Origin of the sequence: Pseudomonas sp. PS01298 (assembly GCF_029959745.1) — a bacterium.
Classification (GTDB): Bacteria; Pseudomonadota; Gammaproteobacteria; order Pseudomonadales; family Pseudomonadaceae; genus Aquipseudomonas; species Aquipseudomonas aylmerensis.
Map to the genome: position 1 here is coordinate 1 of NZ_JASCPP010000147.1, position 12,365 is coordinate 12,365.

The window sequence follows — 12,365 nt, forward strand, 5'->3', positions numbered from 1 at the left end:
TCAGACGCAAATAAGTGTGGGAGCTGGCTTGCCTGCGAAGGCGGTGGGTCAGCCAGCTTAACCTTGACTGATACACCGCTATCGCAGGCAAGCCAGCTCCCACATTTGAACTGCAGCGGAAGCAAGATTTTGGTTAGACACAAATAGAGTGGGAGCTGCAGTGGGTGCAAGATTTTGGTCAGACGCAAATAAGTGTGGGAGCTGCGGCGAGTGCAAGATTTCAGTCAGACGCAAATAAGTGTGGGAGCTGGCTTGCCTGCGAAGGCGGTGGGTCAGCCAGCTTAACCTTGACTGATACACCGCCATCGCAGCCAAGCCCAGCTCCCACATTTTGAATGCAGTGCAGGTGGAAAACCCGCTTAGTCCGCACTCACCACAATCGACACCCGCCGATTCTCCGTACGTCCCGCCGCCGTCGCGTTCGACGCCACCGGTTCGCTGCTGCCCAAACCGCGCAGCTGGATGTTTTCCTCCTTCATGCCCACACCGATCAGCACCGTGGCCACGCTCTTGGCGCGGCGCAGGGACAGTTGCTGGTTGTAGGTTTCCTTGCCCGAAGCGTCGGTATGGCCGTCGACGCGCACGCGCTCGATGCCCACGCCGAGCAGGGCCTTGCCGATACGCTGGACGATCTCGGTACTGGGCTGGTTGAGGGTTTCGACGTCGCTGCCAAACAGCACTTTGCCGGACAGGCCGAACGCCCAACCCTCGTCGGTCAGCTCAAAGCCTTGTTGCTTGAGCACGGCGACCTGGGCCGGGGTCAAGCCTTTGGGTGGGGCGGTCTGGCAACCGCTGAGAGCCAGCAGTGACACCAGCACGGTGATGAAGATAAAACGCGCGGTCGAAAACAAGGGATCAACTCCTGTGTTGAACATTGACGGCAGGACTCTCCGACTCCGCCGTTTGCTGCCCGCCCTGGGCCTGCCGTTTGGCCTGGTACATCGCTGCATCGGCGGCATTGAGCAAGGTGCCTGGCGTGGCGCCATGATCGGGGTAGATGGCAATGCCGATACTGAGGGAGGTCAACACCTGGGTATTCCCAGGCACGGCAATCGGCACGTCCATGCTGGCGATAATCTTGTCGGCGATGCGCTGGGCGTCTTCCACTTTATGCAACGGCGCCAGCAGGATGGCGAACTCATCGCCGCCCAGGCGCGCGACCAGGTCATCTTCGCGCAGTTGTGCCCGCACGCGTTCAGCGACGGCCACGAGGACGGCATCGCCTGCGGCATGGCCAAAGCTGTCATTGATTTCCTTGAAGCGGTCGCTGTCGAGGTAAAGCACCGCGACCTGCTCCTTGACCTTCGCCGCGCTGCGCAAGGCACGAATCAGCCGACCTTCGAAAAACGCCCGGTTGGGCAAGCCAGTGAGACTGTCGTGGTTGGCCTGGTGCGCAAGGGTTTCGTTCTCGCTTTGCAGGTGGCTTTGCCAGGCTTCCATTTCACCGAGCAACGCATTGAAGTCGCTGCCCAGGCTGTCGAGTTCGGCGATCCGCGCGGGCGGCACGCGGCGGTCGAAGTCGCGCTCGCTGCGGGCGGCATGGGCCACGGCTGCGAGGCGTTGCAGCGGCTCGGTAATGCCGCGCAACAGACGCCGCGCCAAGTGCAAGGCCACCCACGCACTGAGGGCGGTACAGATCAGGATCCCCGCCAGCCCACTCAGCAGGAAGCGCAACAGGCTGCCGCCATGGCCGGTGACATGAATGCTGCCGATGGTGCGCCCCTGGTGCAGGATCGGCTGGCTGATGGGCTGTTCGAGCAGGGTGTGCGCCAGCTCCAGTTCAAGCCGTGAGAGCATGCCGGTTTCCGGACGCGTCCACTGCGCCAGCAGCTTGCCGTTGACATCCAGCACTTCGGCCTGGGCCACCTCTTCGGTGGAGGCGATCAGGCTGAGGGCCTCGGTGGCCGCCGCGCTGTCGTTGAACACCACCGCCGCTTCTACGGTGTAGTTGATCGAACGTGCGATCAAATGCAGGTTGTGCTCGGCGTACACGCGCAGCGCCAGCACGCCGAGCAGGGTCAGCGACACACTGGCCAGGCTCACCGCTACCAGCGCGAGGATCAGGTGCCCCCGGCCGATGACCGAGCGCAGCGTCGGTCGCACCTTATCGACCTTCATGGCGCAAGCGCTCGACGGCGGGACAATTGCAGCACGCTGGGGTGAATGCGCACGCCGCTGCGCGCCACGGAGTCGAGATTGACCTCGAACGACACCTGATCATCGCCGACCCGCAGGCAGAACAAGCTGCCGACCGTGCACTGGTCGCCGCCTTCGCTGATGCTCAGCACCGGGTGCCCGATCAACGAAGCGAACAGACGGCTGCGCTCATCGCCGCTGAGCTTGCCGATGTAAACGGCGTCACAACTATTGACGATATCAGGGTGGTCGGCGAGCAGGCGCTGCACCACCACCGGGCGGCCGGTGGCTTGGGTGGTGCCCTTGACCAGGTCGTCGGTGTATTGGGTCGGCCCGACGATGCACAGGCGCAATTGCGCAGGCTCCACCGGCCAACGCGCGTAACTGAGGATACCCAGCACCACTTGGGTCACCGCCTGGGCGCGGGAGTCGGCGGGACTGGACGCCTGGGCAAAGGCGCCGGGCGCGAGCAGGCACAGAACCGCCACCAGCAACAGGCGTCCCCAGCTCATACGGCGCTCTGTGGGCGAGACAGCCACGTTCATGCAGCGATTTCTCTCAGGTGTGTACAAAGTGATGCCGCAACGATAGCACAGCAACGGAAAACCCCGCGAAGCGAGGCTTTCGCGGGGGCCGCTATTTTTTCAGAAAAATCAGGCGACTGAATCAGAAATATCGCATGACCTGTCAGTCAGTTTTTTCCGTCTCCTGACCCAGTTCCAGCATCAACCCGCTCAAGCGCTTGACCTTGCGTCGTACCGCTTCTTCAAACACGCCGCCACGGGGTTCGATCAGGCTGAACCAGCGCTTGGCGCGGGTGATCCCGGTATAGATCAGCTCTTTAGTGAGCACCGGGTTCAATGCGTCCGGCAGGATCAGCGCCGTGTGGGTGAACTCCGAGCCTTGGGACTTGTGCACGGTCATGGCGTACACGGTTTCGACATCATTCAGGCGGCTGGGCAGTACAAAACGCACACCGCCCTGACCATCATTACGCGGGAAGGCCACGCGCAATACCTGCGGCCCCTCGTCGCTTTCGGGCAGTTTGAGAGCGATGCCGATATCGCCGTTCATCAAGCCCAGGCCGTAATCGTTGCGGGTCATCAGCACCGGGCGGCCTTCGTACCATTGCTCGTCACCTTCGATCAGCCGCACCTTGCGCAAGGCCGCGGTGATGCGCAGGTTGAGGCCTTCCACCCCCCACGGTCCCTTGCGCACGGCACAAAGCAACTGGAAGGCGTCGAAGGCTTGCAACAGTTGTTGCGCCCAGTGGGTCCAGGCGGCGTCTTCGCGTGGAGTATCCAGGGACGGGCGCGCGCTGTGCAGCAGGTTGAGGTAATAGCGATAACCTTCGGCGCCATCGCCCTGCCCGTCCAGTACCAGCCGCTCCAGGGCGTGGTCGTGTTCGCCCTTGAGGCTGACGCAGAACAGGTCGCGATGGCTGCGCGCGGCCAGCAACTTGCGCGCTTCTTCGGCATTCTGCTGGTTGACCCAGCGCGCCAATTGGCCGATGCCACTGCCCTCGCCGAAACGCCGCGAGTAACGCAGCATCACCACCTGCTGGGCCAGCGGGTGGCTGCCATCGAGGTCTTCCTGCAGGCCGCTGGCGTCGAGGTCTTCGCCGCTGACCGCCTGCAGCCATTGACGCGTCTCGGGGCTGTACCAACCGGCCTCGGCGTCGCGGCACAAATCGCCGAGTACGGCGCCCGCCTCCACCGACGCCAGCTGGTCCTTGTCCCCCAGCAGCACCAGCCGCGCATGGGGCGGCAAGGCGTCGAGCAGGTTGGCCATCATCTCCAGGTCGATCATCGACGCCTCGTCCACCACCAGCACATCCAGCGGCAGTGGGTTACCCAGGTGATGACGGAAATGCCGAGTACCCGGGCGGCTGCCCAGCAGGCGGTGAACCGTGGTCACCTGGGTCGGGATTTTTTCCCGCACGCTTTCGGGCACTTTCAGCGACAGTACTTGCTGGCTGATGGACTCGGTAAGCCGTGCGGCGGCTTTACCGGTGGGTGCGGCCAGGCGGATGCGCAACGGTGTGCCGACTTCCACCGCAGGCGCCTGCAACAACGCGAGCAGGCGCACCACGGTGGTGGTCTTGCCGGTACCGGGACCACCGGTGACGATGCTGAATGCCCCGCGAGTCGCCAGGGCGCAGGCGAGTTTTTGCCAGTCGATCACACCCTCGGGCGCGGGCTGGTCGAACAAGCCATTCAAACGCTGGGGCAAATCGGCAGCGACGCTTTCCTGGGTGGCGAGGCGCTGGCGCAGTGCCGTGTCGATACGCCGTTCATAGGTCCAGTAGCGGCGCAAATACAGGCGCTTGCCGGACAGTACTAACGGGCGGCTTTGGGCTGATTCACTGCCATCGACGGCCAACGCGACCAGGCCGCTGGCAGCCAGGGCATGGCACCAATGGGCGCCGTCCAAACCGTCGAGCAACTGCGACGGCAGCAGCATGGCAGTGGTCTGCAGATCGCCTTCGGGCGGCAAGGACAAGGCGAAGTCCGGCGCTTTCAGGGTCTCGAACAGGTCCAGGCAGACATGGCCGTGGCCCAATTGGTGGCTGGTCAGCGCGGCCGCCAGCAGCACCAGGGGGTCGGCCTGCGGGTCGAGTTCATGCAGGAAGCCGACGAAGGCTTTGTCGAGGGCGCGCAACCAGCCACGCGCCACCCAACGTTCCAAGAGTTGCAGCAGGTCGGCGGCGCGGCTGAGGGGCGCCAGTTCCTCCAACGGCAATGGCGACAGGCTCATAACAACACTCCTTGTTCCCAGGCGGGCTCAACCTTGGGCGGGATGGGCTTGCCCTGGAACAACAGATGCAGGCCTTCGATCAATTCACGCGGTGGCCGAGTGAAATACGCGCCCTGGCTGGCAGCCTGCGTACCGCGCAGGAACAGGTAGAGGGCGCCGCCGACATGGCGGTCGTAGTCGTAGTCCGGCAGGCGCGCCTTGAGCTGGCGATGCAGGGCCAGCAGGTAAAGGACATATTGCAGGTCGTACCGATGCTCGAGGATCGACTGCTCCATGGCGGCTTGGGTGTAGGCCGAATCGTCAGGACCGAGCCAGTTGGATTTGTAGTCAGCCACGTAATAGCGGCCATCGTGTTCGAAAGTCAGGTCGATAAACCCCTTGAACATACCGTTGAGCAACACCGGTTCGGCGGCGACGCGAGACACGCCGTTGTGGGTGTACTGGCACACCAGCTTGTCGAGGGCGAGTACATCGACCTTGTGGCTGGCGAACCAGAACTCCATTTCGATCTGGTAGTGCTGCAAGCCACTGAGGCTGACCTGGCCGTTATCCACAGGCAACGGGGTCTGCAGCAAGTGACCGAGCCAGTCGCTGAGGGTGACGATCCAGCCCTCCCAGTTGCGCCGATTGCAACGCGCGCCCACGGCTTTCTCGATCGCCTCGGGCGTTACGTTGAAACCATCTTCGCCGGCCCACTCCAACAGGCCATGGAGGAAGGTGCCTGGGTTCGGGCCACGTGGGAAACGGTGAATATCACCGCCGGATGCCGCCACTTCGCGCGGTGCGTCGGGGTCGAGGCGCTCGTCATCAAACAGCTTCTGGGCTTGTGGGCTTTCCGGCGCTTCGAGGCTGGCGGCGCTCATGCTGTCGCCAATACGCAAGGCGCTGTAGGAAGCGATCCACCAGTTTTCCGCGGCCTTGCGTTTGGGCAGCAACGGCGCAAGCAGCGTGGCTTCGTTACGCGGCGGATGGAACAGGATGGCTTGAGCTTCGGGCACGTGGGCGTAGTGAATCGCGGGACAGCCGTCCTGCAGGTCCAGCAACCAGCGCGCCAGGCCGGCAGATTCGCCTAGCAACGAACCGGCGCCGAGCAAATAGCCCAGCGCCGACAAGTGCAACACCGAACTGCTGCTGTTGCCACGCTTGAGGTCGGCGACACCCAGCCAGCAGGCGTGTTTGGCGCGGGTCAAGGCGACGTAGAACAAACGCAGGTCTTCGGCCAGGCGCTCGTCGTCAGCCAGGGCAATCAACTCGGCGGTCGGCCGCAGGCTCACGTGGGATTTACCCTGCTCGTCGTGGTAGTGAAGCGGCAAGCGGCTGCCGTCCACAGGCTTGGCCGAGCAGATGAAGGGCAGGAAAACCAGGTCGTACTCCAGCCCCTTCGACTTGTGGATGGTCACGACCTTGACCAGTTGTTCATCACTTTCCAGGCGCAGGATCTGTTCTTCGCCGGCCTGGCCCGACAAGGCGAGGTGTTCAGCCAGATGGCGAATCAGCGCCTGTTCGCCATCCAGTTCCGCAGCAGCTTGTTGCAACAATTCGCTGAGGTGCAGCAGGTTGGTCAGCACCCGCTCGCCGTCGCTGCGAGCGATCAGGGTTTGCGGCAGTTTGAAATCGTGCAGCAGGCGACGCAGCATCGGCAGCACGCCCTGGGTGCGCCAGATGGCGCGGTAGCCACGGAACTGCATGACACGGGATTCCCACGCCAGCTCGTCCTGATTCAGACGCTCAAGTTCCGGCAGCGACAGGTTCAAGGTGACACACGCCAAGGCGGCTCGCAGCGGGCGCTCGACGTCCGGCTCGGCACAGGCCTTGAGCCAGGCCAGCAGGTCATGGGCTTCCTGGGCGGCGAACACTGAGTCCTTGTCCGAGAGGTAGACACTGCGCACGCCCCGGGCGGCCAGCTCGGCGCGCACGGCTTGGGCTTCCTTGCCATCGCGCACCAGAATGGCGATGTCTGACGGCAGCACGCCTTTAAAACCCGCCTCCGGATGTAGGAAACCGGCTGTGCCTTGCTGACCGCCATTGAGCAGTTCAACAATCTGCGTGGCACAGGCTGCGGCCAGTTGCTGGCGGTACACCGCGTTGGAAACCGGCTGATCGGTGGGCAGGTGCCAGAGGTTCATCGCTGGCACTGCTTGGCCGTCGACCTGCAATTGCTCCTTGCGGCCTTGGGACAGCACCGAGTGGAACGGTACCGGGTTCTGGCCGTCCGGCTCGCGGAACAGGAACGCGCCACGGCCAGTTTCCGCACGCTGAAACACGTGGTTCACCGCCTCGACCATCGCGTGGCTGGAGCGGAAGTTGGTGCCCAGGGTGTGATGGCGGCCGGTGGTGGATTGGCGCGCACGCAGGTAGGTGTAGATGTCGGCACCACGAAAGGCATAGATCGCCTGCTTGGGGTCGCCGATCAGGAACAAGCCACTGTCGAGGTGGTTTTCTTCGATGCGGTAGATACTGTCGAAGATGCTGTATTGCACCGGATCGGTGTCCTGGAATTCGTCGATCAGCGCCACCGGGAACTGCTCGCGGATCACGCTGGCCAGGCGCTCGCCACCGTCGGCCTGGAGGGCGGCGTTGAGACGGATCAGCATGTCGTCAAAGCCCATTTCGGCGCGACGGCGTTTTTCTTCTTCGAAGCGTTTACCCACCCAACCGGCAGCATGCTGCAACACCGCCGCGTCAGGCGTTGGCAGTGCGTCGAGCGCAGCTTTGAGGCCAGCCATGGCGTCGATACCGGGGTGCTGCGGCGGGTCGCCCTTCCAGGCTTCGGCCATGCCTTCGGGCGTCAGGCGGATGAAGCCAGTGCCGATGTCCAATTGCTCAAGGGTTTCGTCAGCGGCCCAGGCGCTGATCTTTTCGAACCAGGGTTCGAAGTAACGCGCCTGCATCTTGCGGCCGTCGACGGCTTTGGCGGCCACGGCCTGCAGGCAGATGTCACGCAGCTCGGCGGCCCATTGCTGCCAGGGCGCCTTGAGGTGTATCAGCGCTGCTCGACGCTCTTGCAGGCAGGCGTTGATCAGCTCGGCAGGTTCACGGGCTTCGTCCGTGGGGCGCTCACTGCCGAACAAGGCGCGTACCCGTGGCATCAAGGCAGCAGGGCCGCCCCAGTTGTTGCGCACCCAATTGAGCGCGTCGTCATGCATCGGGTAACAGAACAACCGCCAGTAATCGCGCAAGACTTCGCCAAGCAGATCACTGTGGTCAGTTTCCAGGGTTTGAGTGAACAGGCTGCCGCTGTCGAACGCGTGCTCGCGCAGCATGCGCTGGCACCAACTGTGGATGGTAGAAACAGCGGCTTCGTCCATCCACTGGGCGGCGATGTCCAGGCGATTGGCGCAGGCGGGCCACTGCTCAGGCGGGTATTGATCACGCAGCTCGGCAATCAGGGCATCGGGTTGCGGTATTTCATCGCGAAAGAAACGTGCCGCTTCTGCCAGGCGGATGCGAATGCGTTCGCGCAACTCCTTGGTGGCAGCGTCGGTGAAGGTCACTACCAGAATTTGTGGGGGCAGCAGTTCGCGGCCAAAACCGCATTCATCACCACCGTGGCCGAGGACCAGGCGCAAGTACAGCGCAGAAATAGTGAACGTCTTGCCGGTGCCGGCGCTGGCTTCGATCAGTTGGCTGCCTTGCAGCGGGAAGGCCAGGGCCAAGGGTTTGCTGCTCATGCGCCGGCCTCCTCGCGGGTGAGAGATCGCCATGCGGCGTTAATCAGTGGGCGGTACAAGGTTTCGCACCAACCTTCGAACTCTTCACTGGCGACCAACGCGGCGTAGTCGGGGAATTGTCGCGTGAGTGCCGGGGTTTCACGGCGTTCGCCATCAGTGGTCATGCCATCCCCTTCATAGGCCTTGCTGGCAGCGGCCTGGGCCTTGACCGGATCGGTCTGGCCAAGCCAGGCGAACGCGGTTTTAACCGCCACGGGCAAAGGCTTGCTCATGCCGTGGTGCCAGGCCAAGAGCAGGTTGGCGAGGATCTCCCGGGCAGTGGTCGGATCCAATGGGGCCAGCAACAAGGTGTCGTCGCTGGCCACCAACCCTGTACTCAACGGCAGGCCACAGGCGCAGGCAACCACGTGATTGACCCAGGGCCGAATCAGGCGGTGCCATTTGCGCGTCTTGATCGAGCCAATGCTGTTGGGGATGGTGGTCACGCTCAGCAGGCCGCCATCACTGCGTCGATGCAGGCCGCTGATCCAGCCTTCCAGCTGGATACCTTGATGCTCAAAACTGATCGGTTCGGCGGTAGTGTGGGGCTGCGGCCAGAGCGCCAGAAGCTGCTGATAGCGCTGCAGCAAGTCGGGCAATGGCTCAATCAGCTCGTTGCGCAGGCACTCGCCGAAACCGACCATTGGCAGCAGGCCACTGCCTTGCAAGCGCAGGGCTTGGGCATTCAGGGCCTGGTCGAGGTGATCGGGATGGCTCAGCGCCGCACTCAAGAGACTGTCGCTCAGGCTGTAGCGTTGTAATGCGTCGAGGACGAAGGGCTCTTCATCGGCCAACGGCACCTCAGCGGCTTCAAAGAACACCTTCAGACGTTGACTGAAGAAATGTTTGACCGGGTTGCGTAGGAAGTCCTGCAGCTGGCCGAGACTCAAGGGTTCTTCTTGCTGGTGCGGCGCCAGTTCGTCCTCTACGGCAATGGCCTCGACTGCGGCGTGCAGCAACTGCCATTCACGCGCATAGCTGAACAATGGATCGCCTTCATGGAAGTAGCGGGCGCTGAAGGGTTGGAGCGGATGCTCCTGGGTCATCGCTTCGAGCAACGGCTCTTGTGTGTGTGCGTTATGCCAGCCGCTGGCGAGATGATCGCGCAATTGGCCGATCAGCACCGAGGCCGGGCGATCACTGTTGTCACGGATGCTGCGGCCGACCCAACTGATGTAGAGCTGGTCCCGGGCAGACAGCAGCGCCTCCAGCAGCAGGTAACGGTCATCTTCACGGCGTGAACGGTCGCCGGGGCGGTAGTCACTGCCCATCAGGTCGAAATCCAGCGGCGGTTGCGCACGCGGGTAATCGCCGTCGTTCATGCCAAGCAGGCAGACCAACTTGAACGGGATCGCGCGCATGGGCATCAGGGTGCAAAAATTGACAGCTCCGGCGAGGAAGCGTTGGGACAAACGGCCTTCATCCAGACCGGCCAACCAGGCCTCACGTACTACGGTCAGGGGTAACTCGTCATACAGGCCGACCGACTCGCAGGTTTCCAGCCAGGTTTCTCGCAGTTGTTCGAGTTGGCCCAGCAGGAAGTCATCGTGTTCGCTGCTGGGCAGGAAGAACAACTGCATCAAGCGTTGCAGGCGTTCGCCCCATTCGTGTGGGGCGGCCGGTTGCGACAGTGCTTGATGCGCGTCATTAAGCGCATCGAGCAGAGCGACCAAAGGACCGATCAGCGCGGCGTCGAGGCCACCAATTTCATCGTAAGGCTCAATGCCGTCGCAGGCGAGACCCGTGCCGACGGCATAGCCCAGCAACATGCGGCGCAGGCCGAATCGCCAACTGTTTTGCTCCAGCTCATTGGGCAGGCCGAGGCCAGCACGTTGCTCGGCATTGAGACCCCAGCGGATACCGGCACCCTCGATCCAGCGATGCAGTGTGGGCAGGTCGCGCTCCTTGATGGCGAAGCGTTCGCGCAGCGCTGGAACGTCCAGCAGGTCAAGGATTTCGCTGACCGGAAAGCGGCTGTCGGGTAGCTTCAGCAGGTGCTCGACGGCGATCAGCAGCGGATCGCGGCCACGTTGGCCCTGGTCAGTGAGGGTAAAGGGAATGAAGCGTGGATCAGTTCGCTCCAACTGGCCGAATACGGCACGGATGTGCGGCGCGTAGCTGTCGACGTCGGGAACCATGACGATGATGTCACGCGGGCGCAGCGCAGGGTCCGCGCTGAAGCGTTGGAGCAGTTGGTCGTGGAGGATTTCGACCTCACGCTGGGCACTGTGGGCGACATGAAAGCGTATTGAAGTATCACGCTGCAGGTCGACAGCGGGCCATAGCTCACGGGTTTCGTTGAGCGGGCGCAGTTCGAGGATGTCGTCCTGGAGCTGGTTGAGCAAGGTACTGGGTTCGCTCTCGCTGAACAGGTCGATGCGGCCGTCACGGAAGGCCGCGCGGTAGCTATTGGGGTCGTCGTAACTGTCCAGCAGGCTGATGTAGTCACGCCCTTGTTTGCCCCAGGCTGCCAGCAGCGGATGGGCGTGCTGGTGAAGGGTCTGCGGATCGATGGTGACGGGCATGCCGGCTTTACGCGCCTGGCGCTTGTATTCGTTACGTAGCAGGTCTTTGTCGGCAACGATGTCGGACCAATGGTGGCGACATGGATTGTGCACGCACAACAACACTTGGCTGAACCGCGCCAGGCCGGCGAGGGCTTCAAGAGCCTGGGCGGGCAGCGAGGAAATACCGAAGACAATCACTCGGGAGGGCAAGCCTGGTGGGGCTTTCTCAAGGGTATTGATGCGTTCGATAAAGCGCTGGTGTACACCGGCACGGCTTTGGGCCATGCCCTCCTCGCCTACATCCAGCAACAGCGCGCGCCATAACTCAGCTTGCCAGCAGTTGGCTGGGTCCAGGGGCTTGGTTTCACCGCGGCCGTTACGCAACTGATGGCGGCCGGCAGCCCAATCTTCCAGCCAGTCGGCACGATAGACCTGGTATTGGTCGAAGAGATCGGCCAGGCGCTCAGCGAGTTGGTAGCGTTTGCGCAGATCGGCGTCGTGAGTGAGGAAACGCTGCAGAGGTTCGAAGTACGGTTGATCGATCAACTCCGGGAGCAGGCGCATCAGGCGCCATGTCAGCGGGGCTTTATCGAGCAGGGATTTTGGCGGGATTTCGTCACGGCCCAGGACCATGCGGTAGAGCTGCCACATGAAACTGCCGGGGAGTTGCACATCAATGGCAGCCGCGATTCCACAGCCGCCCATATCGTCCTCTTCCGGGTCTTCGGCCAGGGCCAATTTGAGCCACTGGGCAATGCCGTTGCTTTGGACCAGGGCGATTTCGTTTTCCAGGGGCGCAAGCGGATATCGACGCATCCAGCTGACAACCAGGCTGCGCAGTTCATCCAGGCGGTTGCCGTGAACCACCATGAATCCAGCGCTGAGGGACGTCGCATCCGGCATAACGGCTTCCTTGGGAAAAGCAAAATCGAGGGAGCGACTTTAGCATTGAAGGCGGTATTGGCGGTCTTGGGATGCAGGATATGGGGAGATTTTGGCTGTCGCGACAGTATCAGGCTCGGGACGCTACGGCTAACGCGCATCGCGTGTATCAAATAGAACAGCGGAGGATTAGCACTACGCGACGGCATCTGCGCATTTTCGACCGCCCAAAACAAAACCCCTGTCTGCGTTAGCAAACAGGGGTTCTGGAATTTAATCTTGACGATGACCTACTCTCACATGGGGAAACCCCACACTACCATCGGCGATGCATCGTTTCACTGCTGAGTTCGGGATGGGATCAGGTGGTTCC

6 protein-coding genes and 1 rRNA gene are annotated in these 12,365 nt (G+C 62.5%); all 7 read right to left on the bottom strand.

The genetic code is table 11. The features are described from left to right. Positions 1 to 359: 359 nt before the first annotated feature. Positions 360 to 851, bottom strand: coding sequence for an OmpA family protein (locus tag QMX97_RS29335; RefSeq protein ID WP_106802626.1), 492 nt, complete (start codon positions 849 to 851; stop codon positions 360 to 362). A gap of 4 nt (positions 852 to 855) precedes the next feature. Further along, the gene (locus tag QMX97_RS29340) at positions 856 to 2,118 is read right to left on the bottom strand and encodes a diguanylate cyclase (protein WP_065908403.1); all 1,263 of its coding nucleotides are present in this window, start codon (positions 2,116 to 2,118) and stop codon (positions 856 to 858) included. Then, positions 2,115 to 2,681 (bottom strand): YfiR family protein, encoded by a 567-nt coding sequence (locus QMX97_RS29345; protein ID WP_065908401.1) that lies wholly within the window; start codon positions 2,679 to 2,681, stop codon positions 2,115 to 2,117. The genes QMX97_RS29340 and QMX97_RS29345 overlap by 4 nt, the downstream gene beginning before the upstream one ends. Before the next feature lie 142 nt (positions 2,682 to 2,823). Next, complete coding sequence (recD, locus tag QMX97_RS29350; RefSeq protein ID WP_282398064.1) at positions 2,824 to 4,893, bottom strand: exodeoxyribonuclease V subunit alpha; 2,070 nt, start codon at positions 4,891 to 4,893, stop codon at positions 2,824 to 2,826. Next, on the bottom strand, positions 4,890 to 8,564 hold the full coding sequence (recB, locus tag QMX97_RS29355) for an exodeoxyribonuclease V subunit beta (protein ID WP_282398065.1): 3,675 nt from the start codon (positions 8,562 to 8,564) through the stop codon (positions 4,890 to 4,892). Before recB ends, recD begins: the two co-directional genes overlap by 4 nt. Next, the gene (gene recC / locus QMX97_RS29360; RefSeq protein WP_282398066.1) at positions 8,561 to 12,013 is read right to left on the bottom strand and encodes an exodeoxyribonuclease V subunit gamma; all 3,453 of its coding nucleotides are present in this window, start codon (positions 12,011 to 12,013) and stop codon (positions 8,561 to 8,563) included. Before recC ends, recB begins: the two co-directional genes overlap by 4 nt. A gap of 256 nt (positions 12,014 to 12,269) precedes the next feature. Beyond that, positions 12,270 to 12,365 (bottom strand): 5S ribosomal RNA (rrf, locus tag QMX97_RS29365); the annotation flags it as partial.